The organism is Actinoplanes solisilvae (genome assembly GCF_003999975.1).
In the GTDB taxonomy this organism is placed as follows: domain Bacteria; phylum Actinomycetota; class Actinomycetes; order Mycobacteriales; family Micromonosporaceae; genus Actinoplanes; species Actinoplanes solisilvae.
Genome location: NZ_RJAC01000009.1, coordinates 204,036 through 223,581, shown reverse-complemented (window position 1 = coordinate 223,581; position 19,546 = coordinate 204,036). Strand labels below are relative to the sequence as shown.

15 protein-coding genes are annotated in these 19,546 nt (G+C 71.5%); 12 read left to right on the top strand and 3 right to left on the bottom strand.

Annotation, left to right across the window (positions count from 1 at the left end):
* Positions 1 to 2 precede the first annotated feature (2 nt).
* From EER30_RS23735 to EER30_RS23710, 6 genes are all read left to right on the top strand, one after another.
* Positions 3 to 881: an alpha/beta hydrolase family protein gene (locus tag EER30_RS23735; RefSeq protein WP_127502707.1), complete on the top strand. Its 879-nt coding sequence runs from the start codon at positions 3 to 5 to the stop codon at positions 879 to 881.
* Between the two features lie 93 nt (positions 882 to 974).
* A complete protein-coding gene (locus EER30_RS23730; RefSeq protein ID WP_205650382.1) occupies positions 975 to 2,090 on the top strand; it encodes an acyl-CoA dehydrogenase family protein in 1,116 nt (371 codons plus the stop codon).
* The gene (locus EER30_RS23725) at positions 2,087 to 2,905 is read left to right on the top strand and encodes a phosphate/phosphite/phosphonate ABC transporter substrate-binding protein (protein ID WP_127502706.1); all 819 of its coding nucleotides are present in this window, start codon (positions 2,087 to 2,089) and stop codon (positions 2,903 to 2,905) included. Before EER30_RS23730 ends, EER30_RS23725 begins: the two co-directional genes overlap by 4 nt.
* Positions 2,883 to 4,052 carry a ferritin-like domain-containing protein gene (locus tag EER30_RS23720; protein ID WP_127502705.1) on the top strand — a complete coding sequence of 390 codons (1,170 nt, stop codon included), beginning with the start codon at positions 2,883 to 2,885 and terminating at the stop codon, positions 4,050 to 4,052. The genes EER30_RS23725 and EER30_RS23720 overlap by 23 nt, the downstream gene beginning before the upstream one ends.
* A gap of 116 nt (positions 4,053 to 4,168) precedes the next feature.
* Entirely contained in the window at positions 4,169 to 8,137 is a 3,969-nt protein-coding gene (locus EER30_RS23715) for a SpoIIE family protein phosphatase (protein WP_127502704.1), read from the top strand.
* Entirely contained in the window at positions 8,134 to 8,430 is a 297-nt protein-coding gene (locus EER30_RS23710) for an STAS domain-containing protein (protein WP_127502703.1), read from the top strand. Before EER30_RS23715 ends, EER30_RS23710 begins: the two co-directional genes overlap by 4 nt.
* A gap of 54 nt (positions 8,431 to 8,484) precedes the next feature.
* Here EER30_RS23710 and EER30_RS23705 read toward each other — a convergent pair whose 3' ends face one another.
* Both EER30_RS23705 and EER30_RS23700 read right to left on the bottom strand, forming a co-directional pair.
* On the bottom strand, positions 8,485 to 9,264 hold the full coding sequence (locus EER30_RS23705; protein WP_127502702.1) for a hypothetical protein: 780 nt from the start codon (positions 9,262 to 9,264) through the stop codon (positions 8,485 to 8,487).
* A gap of 144 nt (positions 9,265 to 9,408) precedes the next feature.
* The gene (locus EER30_RS23700) at positions 9,409 to 10,716 is read right to left on the bottom strand and encodes an extracellular catalytic domain type 1 short-chain-length polyhydroxyalkanoate depolymerase (RefSeq protein ID WP_127502701.1); all 1,308 of its coding nucleotides are present in this window, start codon (positions 10,714 to 10,716) and stop codon (positions 9,409 to 9,411) included.
* Positions 10,717 to 10,993: 277 nt separating this feature from the next.
* On the opposite strand from EER30_RS23700, the gene EER30_RS23695 reads away from it, so the two are divergent.
* Complete coding sequence (locus tag EER30_RS23695; RefSeq protein ID WP_127502700.1) at positions 10,994 to 11,929, top strand: PaaX family transcriptional regulator; 936 nt, start codon at positions 10,994 to 10,996, stop codon at positions 11,927 to 11,929.
* Positions 11,930 to 11,951: 22 nt separating this feature from the next.
* Here the strand turns inward: EER30_RS23695 and EER30_RS23690 are convergent, their stop codons facing one another.
* Positions 11,952 to 12,722 (bottom strand): FadR/GntR family transcriptional regulator, encoded by a 771-nt coding sequence (locus tag EER30_RS23690; RefSeq protein ID WP_240670261.1) that lies wholly within the window; start codon positions 12,720 to 12,722, stop codon positions 11,952 to 11,954.
* A gap of 143 nt (positions 12,723 to 12,865) precedes the next feature.
* On the opposite strand from EER30_RS23690, the gene EER30_RS23685 reads away from it, so the two are divergent.
* The 5 genes from EER30_RS23685 to EER30_RS23665 are packed head-to-tail and all read left to right on the top strand — an operon-like array spanning position 12,866 to position 19,473.
* Entirely contained in the window at positions 12,866 to 14,131 is a 1,266-nt protein-coding gene (locus EER30_RS23685; protein ID WP_127502699.1) for an ABC transporter substrate-binding protein, read from the top strand.
* Between the two features lie 4 nt (positions 14,132 to 14,135).
* Complete coding sequence (locus EER30_RS23680; protein WP_205650381.1) at positions 14,136 to 15,086, top strand: carbohydrate ABC transporter permease; 951 nt, start codon at positions 14,136 to 14,138, stop codon at positions 15,084 to 15,086.
* Positions 15,086 to 15,913, top strand: a complete 828-nt coding sequence (locus tag EER30_RS23675) for a carbohydrate ABC transporter permease (RefSeq protein ID WP_127502698.1) — start codon at positions 15,086 to 15,088, stop codon at positions 15,911 to 15,913. Before EER30_RS23680 ends, EER30_RS23675 begins: the two co-directional genes overlap by 1 nt.
* 1 nt (position 15,914) lies before the next feature.
* Positions 15,915 to 17,078, top strand: coding sequence for a mandelate racemase/muconate lactonizing enzyme family protein (locus tag EER30_RS23670; RefSeq protein ID WP_127502697.1), 1,164 nt, complete (start codon positions 15,915 to 15,917; stop codon positions 17,076 to 17,078).
* Between the two features lie 10 nt (positions 17,079 to 17,088).
* The gene (locus tag EER30_RS23665) at positions 17,089 to 19,473 is read left to right on the top strand and encodes a ricin-type beta-trefoil lectin domain protein (protein ID WP_127502696.1); all 2,385 of its coding nucleotides are present in this window, start codon (positions 17,089 to 17,091) and stop codon (positions 19,471 to 19,473) included.
* Positions 19,474 to 19,546: the final 73 nt, after the last annotated feature.

Here is a 19,546-nt window from a genome sequence, read left to right as displayed (position 1 = left end):
CGTTGCACGAGCAGAGCGTTGAGATCCCAGCCGCCGGGGCGCGTCTGTCCGGCGTGCTGACCCGGCCCGCCGCCGATGGCCGCCACCCGGGAGTGCTGCTGCTCAACGGTTCCGGCCCGCTCGACCGCGACTCCGCCATGCCCGGCATGTCGCTGGGCCTTGGCCCGCAGCTCGCGGCGGCGCTGGCGGGCCACGGCTTCGCCCTGCTGCGCTACGACAAGCGCGGCGTGGGCACCTCCGGCGGCGACTACCTCAGCGCCGGCTTCCACGACGAGTGCCGCGACGCCGCCGACGCCCTGGCCGCCCTGCGAGCGCACCCCGCGGTCGACCCGGATCGGGTCTTCGTCGTCGGCCACTCGACCGGGGCCGTGGTGGCGACCACCCTCAGAGGGCTCGCCGGCTACGTATTGCTGGCCGGGGCCGCCCGGCCCGGCGACGAGGTCATGGCCTGGCAGAGCGACCGCATCGCGGCCACCCTGCCCCGGCTGATCGGGACGATCCTGGTCCGGCGTCAGGCGCGCGAACGGGAGCGGGCCCGCCGGTCCACCACCGTGCGCCACGACCGCATGCCGGCCTCGCGCCTGACCGACCGCTGGCTGTGCGAATACATGGCCCACGACCCCCGCCCCGGCCTGGCCGCCATCGACCGCCCGCTCCTGGCCATCACCGGTGCCAAGGACCTGCAGGTCGACCCCGGCGACGTGGCCCGCATCGGCGCCCTGGTGGCCGGCCCGTTCGAGGGTGAGACGCCCGACGACCTCACCCATGTCCTGCGTCGCGACCCCGGCCCGCCGTCCCTTTGGCGCTACCGGCGCCAGCTCACCCGCCCGGTCGATGCCTGGGTCCTCGACCGCGTCATGGCGTGGCTGAGAGGCACGTGACCGGGGCAACAGGTTATCTTTGCCGGCCGGCCGAGCCCCGAGGGTCGATCTTGACTACGATCAGTTCCAGTCGGATGAGCGGAGCGTGATCTTGTGGCAGTCAATGACGACGTGACCCGGATCGTCGATGAGATCGTGGCGCCTGATGCGGCCGAGATCGACCGGTCGGCGTCCTTCCCCCGTAAGGCGGTCGACGCGCTCGCCGACGCCGGCGTGCTCGCCCTGACCGTGCCGGCCGAGTTCGGGGGCGGCGGCGGAAGCCTGCGCGACGCGGCCGCCGTGGTGCGCGCCCTCTCCACCGCCTGCGGGTCGACCGCGATGGTCGTGATGATGCACTACAGCGCCGTCGCCGCGCTGGCCGCCGCCGGCCGCGCAGCCGAGCTGCGCCAGATCGCCGACGGGCGCCACCTGAGCACCCTCGCGTTCTCCGAGGCCGGCTCGCGCAGCCACTTCTGGGCCCCGATGAGCTCGGCCACCGCCGACGGCGACGAGGTCGTTCTCGACGCCCGCAAGAGCTGGGTCACCTCGGCCGGTGAGGTCGACAGCCTGATCTGGTCGAGCCGCCCGGTGAACGGCGACGGCCCGATGACGCTGTGGTTCGTCCGCGCCGCCGCCGACGGCCTCAACGTCGCTGGCAGGTTCGACGGCCTCGGCCTGCGTGGCAACAACTCGACCCCGATGACGGCCGAGGGGGTGCGCGTCAGCCAGGACGCGATGCTCGGCGACGACGGCGCCGGCCTCGACCTGGCGCTGGCCGCCGTCCTGCCCACGTTCCTGCTGCTCAACGCCTCGGCCAGCATCGGCCTCATGGAGGCGGTGACCGCCGAGACCGTCGCCCACGTCGGCCGCACCCAGCTCGAGCACCTCGGCAAGTCCCTGGCCGAGCAGCCCGAGCCGCGGGCCGCCGTCGCCCGCATGCGCATCGACACCGACCGCACAGCCGCGCTGGTCGACGCCGCACTGACCGCGATCGAGCAGGGCCGGCCCGAGGCGCAGCTGCTGGTGCTCGAGGTCAAGGCGGCCGCCGACGAGAGCGCCGCCGCCACCGCCGACCTCGCGATGCTCACCTGCGGCGGGTCCGCGTTCCGCAAAGAGCTGGGCATCGAGCGCCGCTTCCGCGACTCGCGGGCCGCCCGCGTGATGGCCCCGACCACCGCCGCGCTGCACGACTTCGTCGGCCGGGCACTGACCGGGCAGCCGCTGCTGTGAGCCGCGAGCTGATCCTCGGCGCGGTCGCCTACGACCCCAAGGTCGTCACCATCTGGAGCGGCTTCCGGGCCTGGTTCCGCGAGCGCGGGGTCGACTTCGACTTCGTGCTCTACTCGCAGTACGAACGCCAGGTCGAGGCGCTGGTCGACGGCGCGATCGACCTGGCCTGGAACTCGCCGCTGGCCTGGATCAGGGCCGGGCGGCTGGCCCGGCGGCGCGGGCTCGACGTGCGCGCGGTCGCCATGCGCGACACCGACCGCGACCTGACCTCGGTGGTCGTCGTGCGGGCCGACTCCGACCTGCACACCCTCGACGACCTGCGCGGCCGCACGGTGGCCACCGGCGCGATCGACTCTCCCCAGTCCACCCTGCTTCCCCTGGCCCTGCTGGCCGAGCGCGACGTCAAGGTCCGGCGCCACGACGTGGGGGTCGGTCTGCACGGCGACCACATCGGTGGCGAACGTGACGCGGCCAAGGCGTTGCGGGCCGGCGAGGTCGACGCGGCCACCGTGATCGACGGGAACCTGCTGCTCTTCGGCCGCGAGGGCGTGTTGCCGTCCGGCTCGGTGCGCGTCATCGGCCAGACCGCGCCGTACGACCACTGCAACCTCACCGCCGGGCCGGGCGTCAACGCTTCGGAATTCGTACAACTGCTGCTCAGCATGTCGTACGCCGACGACCAGGCCCGCCCCCTGCTCGACCTGGAAGGCCTGAAGCAGTGGCTGCCCGGCCGCACCGACCACTACGAGGGCCTGGCCGCGACGGATTTCTATACACAGGACGGTGCGCTCAATGCCGCCGGTTATCGACCTTGACGGCCTGGGACTCGACAACGGCGGTCACCTGCTGATCGACCGGGCGCTGAGCACGCTGCGCCCCGGCGAGAGCCTGACCGTGAGCGGCCACCACCCGGCGCTCGAAATCCACCTGGCCGCCTGGTGCCGCGCCGAGGGACACCTCTACCGACGCGAGCTGACCGTGGTGAAGGGCCCGGCCGACGCCGAACGCTGGGCCCACGCCGAACGCGCCGGAGAAGCCGCCGCCACGGTCGCCGAACACGCGAAACTCCAGTGGGGCCTGGCCGCCCGGGGCGCGCTGATCGAGCCGGGCGGGCCGCCGCTGGATGTCGACTGGGCCGAGCGCGACCACGTGTGGGCCGACATCGCCCCGCAGCTCTACGCCCAGGCGAACGCCAGCCAGTGGAATCCGGCCACCGCCGTCGACTGGGCCGGGCCGCACGTCGTACCGCAGGACATCGAGACCGCGGTCGTGCAGATCATGACCTATCTGGTCGAGAACGAGCAGGCCGCGCTGATGATCCCGGCCAGAATGCTGGCCCGGCTGCACCCGCACTACCGCGAGGTCATGCAGCTGCTGGCCGCGCAGGCCGCCGACGAGGCCCGGCACGTGGAGATCTTCACCCGGCGGGCGCTGCTGCACCGCGACGTGCTGGGCGTGTCGGGCGCGGGAGGCCGGTCGTCGCTGCAGAGCCTGCTCGACGAGCCCGATTTCACCCTCGCCTCGTTCCTGCTCTCCGTGCTCGGCGAGGGCAGCTTCCTCGACCTGCTGCGCTTCATCCAGCGCCACGCCCCCGACCGGGCCACCGCCGACGTCACCCGGCTGGCCGGCCGCGACGAGGCCCGGCACGTCGCCTTCGGGGTCGCGCACACCGCCCACGTCGTGCGCAGCGACCCCGCCCACCTGATCCGGCTGCGCGCCGCCGTCGAGCGCCGTCACTCGGTGCTGGCCGACACGGCCGGCCTCAACCGTGAGGTCTTCGACTCGCTGGTCGTGCTGGCCGCCGGGTCGTGGACCCCGGCCGCGGTCGCCCGGGGCTGGCAGGAGGTGCAGCGTCTGCAGGCGGCGATGGACGAGGGCCGGCAACGCCGCCTCGAGTTCATCGGCTTCCCGCCCGACGAGGCGACCGCGATCTCGGCGCTGCACACCCGAAACTTCATGTGACGGGTTTCAAGGTCACGAACTGGGTATAACGCCACCCGCGCGGAGGACGGCGGGGCGGCGACGGTTGCGTATCCTACGAAGCGCCGAGGCGGTCGAGGACGGGGAGAGCTCGCGCAATGAGTCAGGACGTGTTCGCCGGGGGCGGGGACGTCGGCCGTGACCTCACCACGGTCAATTGGGCCAACACTCCGCTCGGTCCGCCCGACGAGTGGCCGCAGAGTCTGCGCACGGCAGTCAGCATCCTGCTGTCGTCCCGGTTCCCGATGTGGATGGCCTGGGGACCGCAGCTCACCTTCTTCTGCAACGCCGCCTACCGGCGCGACACCCTGGGCCGCAAATATCCGTGGGCGCTGGGCCGCCCGGCCAACGAGGTCTGGGCCGAGATCTGGGGCGACATCGGCCCGCGCATCGAGACCGTGCTCACCACCGGCCAGGCCACCTGGGACGCCGGACTGCTGCTCTTCCTCGAGCGCTCCGGCTACTCCGAGGAGACCTACCACACCTTCTCCTACAGCCCGCTGCGCGACGACGACGGCACTCGCGTCGGCATGCTCTGCGTGGTCAGCGAGGACACCGAACGGGTCATCGGCGAGCGGCGCATGGCCACGCTGCGTGACCTGGGCTCCGACCCCAGCGCCGTGCGCACCGAGCAGCAGGCGCTGGCCTTCGCCGGGTCCCAGCTCGGCCGCAACCCGCACGACCTGCCGTTCACACTGACCTACCTGTTCACCGACGAGGGCGTACGCCTGGCCGAGTCGACCGGTGCCGCACCCGATCGCACCTCGGGATGGCCCGCCGACGGGCTCGTCGAGGTGCAGGCGGAGGCCGCTGACCAGGCCCTGATCGTGCCGCTCCGACAACAGGGCGCCGCGCCGTACGGGTTCCTGGTCGCCGGTCTCAACCGCTTCCGCGCCCTCGACGACAACTATCGCGGCTTTGTCGAGCTGGTCGCCGGGCACCTGGCCGCCGGCATCGCGAGCGCCCGCAGCTACGAGGCCCAGCAGCGGCGGGCCGAGGAGCTGGCCGAGCTCGACCGGGCCAAGACCGCGTTCTTCTCCAACATCAGCCACGAGTTCCGCACCCCGCTGACCCTGATCATGGGGCCGGTCGACGAGCTGCGTGCCCGCACCGACATCACCGACGACAGTGTCCGGGCCGAGCTCGACGTGATCCACCGTAACGGCCTGCGGCTCGGCAAGCTGGTCAATGCCCTGCTCGACTTCTCCCGCATCGAGGCCGGCCGCATGCAGGCCCAGTTCGAGCCGGTCGACCTGGCCAACGCGACCGCCGAGCTGGCCAGCGTCTTCCGCTCGGCGATCGAGCGGGCCGGGCTCAGGTTCGAGGTCGACTGCCCGCCGCTGGCCGCACCCGTCCACGTCGACCGCGGCATGTGGGAGAAGATCATTCTCAACCTGCTGAGCAACGCCCTCAAGTTCACGTTCACCGGGGGAGTGCGCATTTCCGTACGCCCCGACGGGGACGCCGCCCAGGTAACCGTCAGCGACACCGGGGTGGGCGTGGCCGCGGACGAGATGCCGCGCCTGTTCGAGCGTTTCCACCGCATCGAGAACGCCAAGTCGCGCTCCAACGAGGGCAGCGGCATCGGGCTGGCCCTGGTCAAAGAGCTGGTCGAGCTGCACGGCGGCACGGTCACAGCGGCCAGCACACCCGGCGAGGGCACCACGTTCACCATCCGCGTGCCGTTCGGCGACGGCCACCTGCCCGAGAGCGCCGCGAGCTCCGGCTCGATCGAGACCGCCGCCGCCCCGTACGTGGAAGAGGCTCTGCGCTGGTTGCCGGCCCCGGTCTCGAAGGCCGTGAACGAACCGTCGGGCTCGCCGGCCAAGGTGCTGGTCGCCGACGACAACGCCGACATGCGCGACTATCTGACCAGGCTGCTGCGCTCGGCCGGTCACCACGTCCAGGCCCTCCCCGACGGGCAGGCCGCGCTCGAGGCGGCCCGCGCCAACACCCCCGACCTGATCGTCAGCGACGTCATGATGCCCCGGCTCGACGGCCTCGAACTCGTCGCGGCCCTGCGCGCCGACCCGCGCACCGCCGGCACTCCCGTGCTGCTGCTCTCGGCCCGCGCCGGGCAGGAGTCGTCCATCGAAGGGCTCGAGGCCGGCGCCGACGACTACCTGGTCAAGCCCTTCTCGTCCGCCGAGCTGCTGGCCCGCGTACGGGCCAATGTCGAGCTCGCCCGGCTGCGCAACCACCACGCCCGCTGGCGTACGGCCCTGGTCGACTCGCTGCAGGAGGCGTTCTTCGTCAGCGACGCCGACGGCACGATCATCGAGATCAACTCGACGTTCACCGACATCCTCGGCTACGGCCCGGAAGGCCTGCCCTACCACCCGACCCACCCCTGGTGGCCCGACCGTGACACCGACCCGGAGGGCTTCCAGCTGGTGGCCGAAGCCTTCGCGATGCTGGTCGGCCAGGACCGCGGCACCTACACGATCCCGGTCCGCCACCGCGACGGGCACCGGTTGTGGGCCGCCGCGTCGTTCAACCAGGTCGAGGACCCCGACACCGGCCGTCGCGTCGTCGTCGGCACCTTCCGCGACGTCACCGCCGAGCACTACGCCGTGCAACGCGACAGCGCCCTGGCCACGCTCAGCGTCCGCCTCTCGCAGGCCGAGACCCTGCCTGGCGCGCTGCTCGGGGTGCTGCCCACGCTGGGCGAGCTGTGGCAGGCGAACCAGGTGTACGCCGTGGTCTTCAACGGATCCGGCTCGCCCACCCTGTTCACGACCGACCCGCAGGCCCGCTGGGAGGGCCTGCCCGCCGAACGCCGCGCGGCCCTGACCGCGCTGCGCGACCGGCCGCTGCTCACCCCGGTCGGCGCCGGAGTCGCGCTCGAACACCCCGACGGGACGCTGGTCCTGATGCTCGAGCTCTCCGAGCGGCGGCCCTTCACCGAGCAGGACCGCACACTGCTGGCCCTGCTCGCCGGGCACCTCGGCCAGGGGTTGCAGCGCATCCACCAGATCGACCAGCAGCGCGAGACGGCCCTCGCCCTGCAACGGGCCATCCTCGGCCCGGCTCAGCTTCCCGCCGGTTTCGCCGTACGCTATTCGCCCGCGACCCGGCCGCTCAAGGTCGGCGGCGACTGGTACGACACGGTCACTCTCACCGGCGGCCGCATCGGCATCGTCGTCGGCGACTGCGTCGGGCACGGGCTGCAGGCGGCCACGGTGATGGGCCAGCTGCGCAGCGCCTGCCGGGCCCTGCTGCTGCAGAACACCGATCCGGCCCAGACGCTCTCGGCCCTCGACCGGTTCGCCGCCCAGCTGCCGGGGGCCATGTGCGCCACCGTCTTCTGCGGCGTGCTCGACCCGGCCACCGGAGAGCTGACGTACGCCAGTGCCGGGCACCCGCCCGCGGTGGTCAGCCACGCCGACGGGTCGATCGACCTGCTCGACGGCGGCCGGTCACGGCCCCTGGGCGTACGGGCCGCGGCCGAACGACCGGAGGCCCAATACACCGTGCCGGGCCGCGCCACGCTGCTGCTCTACACCGACGGGCTGGTCGAACGGCGGCGGCAGCCGATGACCACGGGGATCGAGCGGGTCGCCGCCGCCGTCCAGCAGGGACGGTCGGCCGCGCTCGAGGAGCTCGCCACCGACGTGATGGAGAGCATGGCCCCGGCCGGCGGGTACGACGACGACGTGGCGATGCTGCTCTACCGGCACCCCGGCCCGCTCGAACTCGACTTCCCGGCCGAGGCGACCCGGCTCGCGCCGCTGCGCACGTCGTTGCGTACGTGGCTGGCCCGTTGCGGGGTCGACCCGACCACGACCCAGAACGTGCTGGTCGCCGTGGGGGAGGCCTGCGCGAACGCGATCGAGCACGGCCACCGCCAGCTCCCGGGCGGGCTGATCCGCCTGCGGGCCGCCGCCACGGCCCACGACCTGCACATGACCATCACCGACTCCGGCATCTGGAAGACCCCGCAGCCCGCGGCCAACCCGCACCGCGGACGGGGGTTCACGCTGATGAGGGCGTTGATGTCCGAAGTGACCGTCACGACCGGCGCCGCCGGGACCATCGTCGGCCTGCAAGCGAGGATTCCCCGATGAGCACCCCACTGACCTGCACCACGGGCCGCCGCCCGGACGGCGCCGTCGTGCTCACCGCCACCGGCGAGATCGACATGAGCAACGCGGCGTCGTTCGCGGCCGCGCTGGCCGACACCGCCTCGTCCGGTGGCGGCGAGTTCGTGGTCGACCTGACCGCCGTCGACTACATCGACAGCGCGGGCCTGGCCGCGATCTTCCCCCACGCCGACCGCCTGCGGCTGCTCACGAGCCCCATGCTGGTGCCGGTGCTGACGATCGCCGGCCTCGACGACATCACCACGGTTTCGTCCTAGGGGCTGTTTTGGAATGGACCGCGCCCGCGGCCCGGCACCATTCCAAAACAGCCCCTAGGCCGGTTTCATCGTCCACGAGCCGACGGTGTCGACCGCGACGACGTTCGTGCCCGCGGGGATCGTGATCGTGCCGGAGTACTTGCCGATCTTGTTGACCAGCAGGTCCGGGTACTCCGCATAGGAGTTCACGACGAAGTTCCAGGTCCCCTTGTACGTGACCTTCGCCTTGACCGGGGATTTCAGGACGCGAAGCACCGCCGGGCCCTTGCCGGACGTCCTCGCGGGCCACACCGGCGCCTTCGCCAGGGCCTTCACCACGATCTCCCACGACCCGCTCGACTCGACGCGAAGCGTGCCCGGCTCCCCACGGAAATTGAAGGGCCGAGTTCCCTTGTACGCCCCGATCGCGTTGACGACGAGGTCGAGCGGCTCGCCGTCCCGGCCGACCGACCAGACGACGAAGTTGCCGCTGCCCCGATAGGTGATCGCCGCGAACGTGGGAACGTCGGTGGCCGGCGCCTTGAGCTTGACGACCTTGTTGCCGCGCCCTTTGTAGGTGACGTCGGCCGGGAGAGGCCCGGGCTTTGCCGGCGGCGGTGTCGTCGTAGGCGCCGGCGCGGCGGGCGGCGGGTCGGTCGCTCGCTTGACAGGCGCGCCACGCGGCGCGGACGCGACCGTCTCCTCCCCGTCACCGACGACGAGAACGACCGCTGGAAGCCCGGCACAGCACACCAGCAGAACACCGATGGCCAGGCTCAGGAACAGCGGCATCCGGCTCCTCGCCGGCGTGGCCGGGGCCGGCGGCACGTACGGCTGCACACCCGGGTCGACCATCAACCCACCGTCCCGACAAGCTGTGGCAGCAAACCCGTTCCCCCAACGAAGATCGATCCGACCGCGACAGCGTAGTCGGGACCCCGGCGGCCCGCTGACCGCCACCGGCGGGGACGGTGGCGGTCGCTCGTTTCGGACGGGAGTTCAGGCCGAGCCGCAGGCCGCGCCGTTGAGGGTGAAGTCGGTCGGCTTGCCGGTGTTGCCGGTGTGGGTCGCCTGGAATCCGACGGTGATCGACCCGTTCGGCGGGATCGCGCCGTTGTAGCTCGCGTTCCGGGCCGTCACCCGCCCCGAGGCCGGGGAGTAGCTCGCGTTCCAGCCCGAGGTGATGCTCTGCCCAGCGGGCAGGGTGAAGACCAGCGACCACCCGTTGACGGCGGTCGTTCCGGTGTTGGTGACGGTGAGGCTCGCCGTCAGCCCGGTGTTCCACGCGTTCACTGTGGTCGCGACCCGGCACGATCCCGAGGCGGGAGGGCTCGACGGCGGGCTCGACGGGGGAGTGGACGGAGGGGTGGTCGGGCCGTTGAGACCGAAGAAGGCGATCGCGGCCGCGGCCATGCCGGAGCTCGGCAGGCTGTGCCCGGCGCCCTGGATGCTGTAGGCCTCGACCTGGACCGTGCCGGACAAGTCGGCGTACCGGCGCCGGTTCCAGCCGGACTGCGGCGTGTCCGACGACGTCGGCGTCGTGCTGAGCCGGAACACGTCGGTCCACTGCTCGATCGACTCCTGAAGCAGCGAATACGGCACCAGGGTGTCGTTGGTGCCGTGCCACAGTTGCACGCGCGGGCGGGGGCCGGAATATCCCGGGTACGCCTGCCGGACCGCGTCACCCCACTGCTGAGGGGTCCGGTCCATGCCGCCGCCGGTGCACCGGCTCGATCCCGGTGGGTAGTCGGCGGCATTGGCGAAGCAGTTGAAGGGCACCCCCATGAACGCCGCCCCGGCCTTGAACACGTCGGGATAGAGGGCGAGCATCTGGTTGGTCATCATGCCGCCGGACGAGCTGCCGGTCGCGTAGACCCGGTTCGGATCGCCGCCGTACTGCCGCTGGACGTACGAGATCATGGAGACGATCGACACCGGGTCGCTGCCGCCGCCGCGCCGTTTGGCGGCGTCCGACCACGTGTCGAAGCAGTTGCCGAAGCCGGCCTGCTGGGTCGCGCTGGGATAGATGACGACGAACCCGTGCCGGTCGGCCAGGGAGGCGAACTCGCTGCCGGAGTGGAAGCCCGGGCCGGAGCCGCCGCAGCCGTGCATGGCGACCACGACGGCCGGGGCGGCCGGCCGCGAGTCCGGGACGTAGACGTGCATGCGCATCCCGCCGGGGTTGTCGCCGAAGTTCGTGACCTCGGTCAGGGTGGCGGCGAACGCCGGGGTGGCGGCGGGCACGGCCACGCCCGCGACGGCCAGCGCGGTCACAGCGGCGAGCAGGAGGGATCTTCGGATCTTCATCGCCTGGCTCCTTGGTTCGCCCGCGCGCGGCCGGTCCACGCGGTGCGCGGACGGCTCTCGCGGGAACAGCTCGACAAGGGTCTGCGCGGCCGGGCACGAGCCGGGCCGCCGATGCGCGGGACTGCCCTCGGTGCCGCGCGCCGGGAGTGCGTGACCCCCGGGATGACCGACGTGTGACAGATAGTTTTCACCCGGTACCGCAAACTGTCAATCAATGGATGTCGATGGAATGCCCTAGAGTCGGACCGGTGTCCGTCCGCGATCTCCGGGAGCCGCCGTGACGAGCCCGTACGACATCGACGAGATCTTTCCCGAAGACGCCGCCGCGTCCGTCCGGTTGCCCCGGCGGCAGAACGGCAACTCGCCCCAGGGCCTCGCCGTGACCCTGCTGGCCGACTACACGCTCCGCTCCCGGGCGTGGCTGCCGTCGGCGGCCATCGTGGACCTGCTCGCCGAGGCGGGGGTCAGCCCGGCCGGAGCGCGTACGGCGATCAGCCGGCTGGCCCGGCGCGGGGTCCTCGAGGGCCGTCGCCTGGGCCGGCGCAGCTCCTACCGACTCACCACAGCGGCCGCGGCCTTCCTGGCCGTCGGCGGAAGCACGATCGCCGCCCCCGCCCGCACCGAGCCGTGGGACGGACAGTGGACGCTGATCGCCTTCTCGCTCCCGCAGGAGCAGCGCGCCCTGCGGCGCGGGCTGCGCAGTCAGCTGCGGTGGCTGGGTTACGCGCCGCTCTACGACGGGCTGTGGGTGTGCCCGCACGACATCGGCGAGAAGGCGAAGGCCCGGCTGGCCGAGATGACCCTGGGCACCCTGACCGTCTTCCGGGCACGCCACGTCGAGCTCGACGCGGCCATCCGCCGCAACCCGGTCGACGCCTGGGACATCGCGGCGATTGCCCGGCAGTACGAGTCGTTCATCGGCCGGTGGCGCCCGGCCCGGGCCGGGCGGATCACCGGGGCCGAGGCGGTCCGCGCCCGCACCGAGGTCATGGACACCTATCGGCGGCTCCCGGTTCTCGACCCGCAGCTTCCCGCGCGGCTGCTGCCGCCGGGCTGGCTGCGTGAGCCGGCCCGCGACCTGTTCACGTCCGTCTACGACGAGCTGGCGGAACCGGCCGAGAACCACGTCCGCGCGGTGGCGAGCCGGCACGGCGGCGAGGTCCCGGGGATCGGGGCGCACACGGTCGCCCGCCTGGCGACCGGGCTCGGCTGACCGGGGCCGGGCCGCCGCGGGGTCAGCGGTCGAGGCGGGTCGGCTCGCCCGAGCCGCTGCGGCGGACCAGCCACGCCTCGGTGATGTGGGTGAACATCGCCTCGGCGGCGCCGGCCGGGTCGTGGGCGGCGATGCGCTCGTAGACGCGGCGGTGGCCCCGGTTGGACGCGACGCACAGCGCGCGCTCGGTGCGGCCCATGTAACGGGCGGTGTTGACGACCTGGCTCTCCAGCGCCCGCACGACGCTGCGCGCGATGCGGTTGCTGGACGCCTGCATGACGGTGTCGTGGAAGGCGCGGTCGTGATCGTGGTAGGCCGCCACGTCGTCGACCAGCTCGTCCATGCGGTCGACGAGGGCGAGCAGACGCTCCAGCGTCTCGGGGGAGGCCACGCGGGCGGCGACGTTGGCCATGTCCGACTCGAGGACCCGGCGGGTGGCGACGACGTCGTCGAGGATGGCGAGGGAGTCGTCCTCGGCGATGGTGGCCATGAGGATGAGCTCGTCGAGCATGTCCCACTGGGACGACGGGGTGATGATCGTGCCTGCTCCCTGGCGTACCTGCACGAGGCCCTTCTCCTGCAGGATCTTCACCGCCTCGCGCACGACCGTGCGGCTGACCGAGAACGTCTCGCACAGCACCGGCTCGGGCGGCAGCGACGTGCCGGACGGATAGACGTTGCGCACGATGCGCTCCACCAGCTCGGCGGTGAGAGCCTTGGCCAGGCTGCTCGGCCGCCGGGCCCACGCCGGGTCGGCCACGCCGCCCGCGGCCATTTCCTGCGATGACGTCATGTCGCCTCCGGTTGATCGCCGTCGCCCGGCGTCGCATCAGTGTACGACTGAACCGTTGACGATATACGTCATACGAGTTACGTTTCCGAGCACTGTAGGCCCGGGCGGCCGGTCCCCAACCGTTCCCTCAGAGGTGAACTTCGATGAAAAAGCGAGCGTTGTGGTCAGCGGTCCTCGTGGTGGGACTGGCTTTGACCGGCTGTGGCAGTGCCACCGGCTCCAAGCCGTCCACCGGCGCGACCGCCGGCAAACTGGTGGTGTGGGACTGGAAGTCCGGTGAGCCCGCCGCCGCGCCCTACGTGGCGAAGGCGAAGGCCGACTTCGCCAAGGCCCATCCCGACGTTACGGTCGAGTTCGTGGCGCAACCGTTCGAGCAGTACTACACGCTGCTCGGCGCCGCCATCCAGGCCGGCAAGGGCCCGGACGTCATGCTCTTCAACGGCGGCGGGCAGATCCGTGACCGGGTCGACGCGCTTGTGCCGCTCGACGACTACGTCGCCGGTGACAAGCAGCGCCTGGCCGGGTGGGACGCCTTCATCAAGGACGGCAAGACCTACGGCGCCCCGGTCACGCTGCAGGGCCACCCGATTTACTACAACAAGGACCTCTATTCCAAGGCCGGGCTCGACCCCGCCGCCCCGGCCACGACCTGGAACAGGTTCCTCACCGACTGCGGGGCCCTGTCCAAGGCCGGCGCCAAGTGCATCGCGCTGGGCAACAAGGAGGGCTACGGCATCCAGTTCTGGCTCTCGGCCATGGGCTCGGGCGTGCTCACCGCCCCGGAGTACGACGCCTGGATCGCCGGGAAGCGCGACTGGAACTCGCCGCACGTCAAGCAGATCTTCCAGCTCTGGAAGCAGACCGGCGACGCGAAGCTGAACAACGACGGCGCCAACTCGACGGCGATGTTCAACGACTCGTTCGCGCTGTTCCAGTCGGGCAAGGCCGCGCACGTGATCGGCCTGATGTCCGACGTCGGGCACTGGAAGGACTTCAACGAGTTCCTGACGCCCGGCAAGCTCGGCGTCATGAGCGCCCCGGTCGTCACCGCGGGCGTCACCCCGAGCCTGCCCTTCGACGGCGGCATCGGCTACGGCGTGGCCAAGTGGACCAAGGATCCGAAGGTCGCGGCCGACCTGGTCCGGTCGCTCACCTCGACCGAGGCGCTCACGGCCTTCTACACCGGCGCCGGCGCGATCGCGGCCGACACCACGATCGACGTGTCCCAGGGCGGGCCCGCCGCGGCCTCACTCGTAGCCGGTCTCAAGACCGGCAAGCCCGCGCTGCACGTCGCGCTCTCCTCGAAGACCCTCGACCTCATGGGCCGGCTGTCCCAGCAGTTGCTGAGCGGCTCGGTCACCGTCGACGAGGCGGTGAAGCAGCTGGCCGCCTCCGACAAGGCGGCCTGAGCCCGTGCCGGTCGGAAGCGCGCCGTCGGTGCGGCCGGGCATCCCGGCCCGCACCGGCGAGTCGCCGAACCGCCGACCTCGGCCCGGACGTGCGGCGCGCGCCGAGCGCCTCGCGCCCTACGTGCTGATCGCCCCCACCGTGGTGATCATCGTGCTGCTCCGGCTCTACCCGCTGCTGCTGGGGGTCAACTTCTCCTTCACCGGCGACGGCGATCGCGACGGCGCCGCGGTCGGCTTCGACAACTACCGGGAACTGCTCGGCGATCCGCTGTTCCGCACGGCCCTGGGCAACGTGGGCCTGCTGGTCGCGCTGCTGCCGGTCGCCGTGGCGATCCCCGGCCTGCTCGCCACCTTCATCTATCTGCGGGTGCCCGGCCACCGGCTCTACCGTGGCGTCTACTTCTTCCCGGCCGTGCTTTCGCCGGTCATCGTCGGCGCGATCTTCAACCTCCTGCTCGCCTTCGACGGCCCGCTCAACGCCCTGCTCGGCGGGCTGGGCGTGGGCCCGGCCGACTGGCTGGGCGACCCGGACATCGCGATCTTCACGGTGGTCGGCGTGCACGTCTGGGCCACCTTCGGCATGGCGCTCGTCGTCTTCCTGGCCGGCTTCGCGACCCTGGACCCGGCCCTGCTCGACGCCGCCCGCGTCGACGGGGCGTCGCTGCCCCGGGTCATCCGGCACATCATCGTCCCCGGGCTGACGCGCACCATCCAGTTCGTCTTCGTGACCACCATGATCGGGATGCTGACCTCGATGTTCGGTCTTCTCTTCGTGATGACCAGCGGTGGCCCCGAGGGGTCCACCTACCTGCCGGAGTACTACATCTGGATCCAGCAGGGACAGATGAACCGCCCGGCGCTCGCGTCGGCGGCCTCCACGGTCCTCTTCGTGATCATGTTGGTGGTCGGGCTGGCCCAGGTGCAGCTCCTGCAGCGCTCAGGGAGGGAGGACTGATGTCCCGCTTCCGCCTCGGACCGTGGCTCATCGCGCTCCCGATGCTCCTGCTCGCACTGGCCACGATCTATCCGCTGTTGTTTACCACCAACGTCGCCATGAAGACCCGCCGCGATTACGTGCTCGACCGCTTCGCCCTCGCCGACGGCCTGCGCTGGGAGAACCTGCGCACCGCCTGGACGAGCGTCGGCATGGGCCGCTACTTCGTCAACTCGCTGCTGGTCGTGACGGCGTCGGTGCTGCTCCTGCTGCTGCTCGGATCGATGGCGGGGTTCGCCCTGAGCCGGCTGCGGTTCCGTGGGTCGACCGCGATCTACCTGGCCTGCCTGGCCGGGCTGTTCGTGCCGTTCCAGGTGATCATGGTGCCACTGGCGCGCGTCATGGCCGACACCGCGCTCGTCGACACGTACCCCGGTCTCGTCCTGGTCTATGTGGCCCAGTTCCTGCCCTTCACCGTGTTCCTGCTGACCAGCTACTACCGGACGATCCCGCAGGAGGTCATCGACGCGGCCCGGATCGACGGCAACAGCGCGTACGGCGTCTACCGGCGGATCATGATCCCGCTGGGCACGCCGGCCCTGCTGTCGGTCGGCATCCTCAACGCCCTCTTCTGCTGGAACGACGTGCTGATGGCGCTGGTCATGATGCCGTCGGCCGAACACCGGACCCTCATGGTCGGCGTGACCTCGCTGCGCGGGCAGTACTCGGACGACATCCCCACCTTCGCCTCCGGCGTGCTGATCGCCGCCCTGCCCGTGCTGGTCGTCTACCTGTTCCTCCAGCGCCAGATCGCCGACGGTGTCGCCGCCGGCTCCACGAAGGGCTGACATGCGCATCACCGGATACCGGACACTGACCACGACGCAGGAGTGGGGCCGGCCGGTCGGCGACGCCAACGGCGTCCTCGCCGACGGGATGGTCCCAGTGCCCGTCGTCCTGGTCGACACCGACGAGGGCCTGACCGGCGTCGGCCTCGGCTCGCACGTCGAGATCGAACGGATCTTCGACGCGATCGACGGGGAGGACCCCCGAGCGGTGGCGGCACTCTACGACCGCATGCTCCGGCACGCCTTCAAGGCCGGGCACGCCGGGCCGGTCTTCGGCACGATCGGCGCGCTCGACACCGCACTGTGGGACCTCAAGGCGCAGGCGGCCGGTCAGCCGCTGTGGCGTCTGCTCGGCGGACGTGATCGGCGGGTGCCCGCGTACGCGTCGGGCCTCGACATCGGACTGGCCGACGACGAACTCGTGGCGGCGTACCAGGTCTATGCCCGGCACGGGCTGCGGGCGGCCAAGCTCAAGGGCGGCCTCGACGTCGACCGCGACCGGGAGCGCCTCCACCTGGTGCGCGACGTGCTGACCGAGGCCGGTCACGGCCGCCGGCCAGGCCTCATGCTCGACGTCAACGAGGCCTGGACCCGCAAGCAGGCCGTCCGCCACGTCGGCGAGCTGGAACGCACCCTCGACCTCATCTGGGTCGAGGAGCCCGTGCGGCGCTGGGACGCGGAGGGCCACGCCGCGGTCAGCCGTGGCATCCGGGCGTCGGTCGCCACGGGGGAGAACCTGAGCGGGCTCGAGCAGTTCCGCCCGCTGGTCGCGGCCGGGGCGGTCGACGTCGTCCAGACGGCCGCCGTCTGGGGCGTCACCCACTTCCTGCGGGTCGCGGCCCTGGCCCACGCTTTCGACCTGCCGGTCAGCCCCATCGGCAACATCCCGGTCGGCCTGCTCCACGCGGCGACGTCGGTGCCCAACCACCTGGCCAGCGAGCTGCAGGACCTGACGCCGCCGACGGGCATCGCGGTCGACCTGCACGTCGAGGACGGCGCCTTCGTCCTGGGCGACGCGCCCGGTCTCGGCGTGGCAGTCGACGAGGAGAAGATCCGGGCGGTCGCGTGGCGTCCCACCACGCCGGCCGCCACCGGGCCCGGCGTCCGTCCCGAGAAGGCCGGACGGCGACTGCTGCCGGACCCACCCCCATCCCCGAACAGGTAAGGAGACAACAGTGTCCGTACCTCCGTCCTCCCCGGCATCGCGAAGGTTGCTCGCCGGGGCCGCGGCCGCCGTGCTGGCCGCCGCCGTCGCGGTGACCGGCTCAGCCGCACCCGCCCTCGCCGCCACCACGACCCTCTACGCGTCCCCCTCCGGCACCGGCAGCGGCTGCACCAGCGCCCAGCCGTGCTCCCTGACCGCCGCGCAGACCCTGGTGCGGTCGATCAACAGCTCCATGACCGGCGACATCGTCGTGCAACTCGCGGGCGGGGTCTACCGGCTGGCGTCGCCGCTGCGCCTCACCGCCGCCGACTCCGGCACGAACGGCTACCGCGTCGTGTGGCAGGCGGCGCCGTCGGCCCGGCCCGTGATCAGCGGGGCCCGGGCCGTCACCGGATGGTCGCTCGTGGACTCCGGGCGCAACATCTGGCGGGCCAACGTCGGTGCGGGCCGCGACAGCCGGCAGCTCTACGTCGACGGGGCCATCGCCACCAGGGCGCGCACCCAGCTCAACCGGGCCGACTTCACGGCCGACAGCACCGGGATGCGGTTCACCAGCAGCGCGCTGACCTACCTCAACAACCTGGCCGCCGACAGTCGCGTCCAGATGGAGAGCGTCGGCTCGTTCACCGACCGATACGTGTCGGTGCAGACCATCGCCGGGAATCTGATCACGATGCAGCAGCCCGGCTGGAGCAACAACAACTTCGGGTACGACACGTTCACCAGCCCGCACCGGGCCGGCCCGCTCTACCTCAGCAACGCCTACGAGTTCCTCGACACGGCGGGGGAGTGGCACCTCGACCCGAGCACCGGCGCGTTGTCGTACATCCCGCTCGCCGGTCAGAGCATGAGTACCGCCAGTGTGGAGCTGCCCGTGCTCGACTCTCTGCTCAGCATCGGTGGCACCTACGCCGCTCCGGCCCACCACGTCACCTTCACGGGGATCACCTTCACCGGGACGAGCTGGCTCGGGCCCAGCGGCGCCCAGGGCTACGCGGATCAGCAGACCGGCGCCTACATCGGCGGCAACTGGAGCTGGCCCGCCTTCTCGTCGTGCCACAACGGCTGCCCGCAGTTCGAGGCGACCCGGCCCAACTGGTTCCAGTCACCCGCGGCCGTGCAGGTGTCCGCGGCCTCCGACGTCACCTTCGCCGACTCGCAGTTCATCAACCTCGGCCAGACCGCGATCGGCATCGGCAACGACGCCACGGCCCACACCAGCGGCGTCGGGCTGGGCACGGCCGACGTCACGGTCACCGGCTCGGAGATCGCGCGTAACTCGGCCGGCGGCATCGTCGTCGGCGGGGTCCGGGCCGACGCGCACCACCCCTCCGACCAGCGCATGGTCAACCGGAACATCACCGTCAGCAACAACCGGCTGCACGATCTCGGGGTCGAGCACCGGGGGATCGTGTCGGTCCTGACCACGTACGTCTCCACCGCGACGATCTCGCACAACGAGGTCTACAACATGCCGTACACCGGGATGTCGATCGGTTACGGCTGGGGCGCGAACGACGCGGGCGGCAGCAACCACTACGCCGACCGGGGCCTGTACAACTACCAGCCGCGCTACAGCACGGCCACCACCGCCTCGAACAACGTCCTGACCGGCAACTACGTCCACGACGTCATGCGGCAGATGAACGACGGCGGCTGCATCTACACCCTGTCGGCCAACCCGGGCGGCCTGATCAACGACAACTACTGCCTGCGGACCAACGGCTACTTCGGCATCTACTTCGACGAGGGCTCCCGCTACTACACGGCCCGGAACAACGTGTTCTCGTCGACCGGCACGTGGGCCACCGCCAACTACTGGTTCGCCGAGAACATGGGCAACTTCACCGTCACCGGGAACTGGTCGACCAACGGCAGCACCAACGTCACCAACGGCGACCGGGGCAACGTCGTGTCCGGCAATGTGACGGTGAGCGGAGGAAACTGGCCCGCCGGGGCGCAGGCGGTGATGGCGGCCGCCGGACCGAGCAGCGGCTCCGTCCGCCAGAACGTGCTCCTCGTCGGCGGGCCGTCCGGCCGCTGCGCCGAGGTGGGTGGGTCCAGCACGGCCAACGGCACCCAGGTTCAGCTCTGGGACTGTCACGGCGGGACCAATCAGCGCTGGACCGCCACCCCGAGCCGGCAACTGACCGTGTACGGCTCCAAATGCCTGGACGCCTCGGGCGGCGGCACCGCCAACGGCACCCCCGTGATCATCTGGGACTGCAACGGCCAGGCCAACCAGCAGTGGAACTTCAACGCCGACGGCACCATCACCGGCGCGCAGTCCGGGCTGTGCGTGGACGCCAGCGCCTACGGCACCGCCAACGGCACGAAGCTCCACCTCTGGGCCTGCCACGGCGGCACCAACCAGCAGTGGAGTCCGCGCGCCTGACGACTCCGCGGTGGGCGGGGCATTCGCGGCTCCGCCCACCGCGATGCCGTCTCAGGAAGAACTCCGCCGCCGC

Coding starts and splice junctions, on each gene's coding strand:
- EER30_RS23720 (WP_127502705.1), top strand. CDS start 2,883: ATGCCGCCGGTTATCGACCTTGACGGCCTGGGACTCGACAACGGCGGT.
- EER30_RS23715 (WP_127502704.1), top strand. CDS start 4,169: ATGAGTCAGGACGTGTTCGCCGGGGGCGGGGACGTCGGCCGTGACCTC.
- EER30_RS23710 (WP_127502703.1), top strand. CDS start 8,134: ATGAGCACCCCACTGACCTGCACCACGGGCCGCCGCCCGGACGGCGCC.
- EER30_RS23705 (WP_127502702.1), bottom strand. CDS start 9,264: ATGGTCGACCCGGGTGTGCAGCCGTACGTGCCGCCGGCCCCGGCCACG.
- EER30_RS23700 (WP_127502701.1), bottom strand. CDS start 10,716: ATGAAGATCCGAAGATCCCTCCTGCTCGCCGCTGTGACCGCGCTGGCC.
- EER30_RS23690 (WP_240670261.1), bottom strand. CDS start 12,722: ATGACGTCATCGCAGGAAATGGCCGCGGGCGGCGTGGCCGACCCGGCG.
- EER30_RS23685 (WP_127502699.1), top strand. CDS start 12,866: ATGAAAAAGCGAGCGTTGTGGTCAGCGGTCCTCGTGGTGGGACTGGCT.
- EER30_RS23675 (WP_127502698.1), top strand. CDS start 15,086: ATGTCCCGCTTCCGCCTCGGACCGTGGCTCATCGCGCTCCCGATGCTC.
- EER30_RS23670 (WP_127502697.1), top strand. CDS start 15,915: ATGCGCATCACCGGATACCGGACACTGACCACGACGCAGGAGTGGGGC.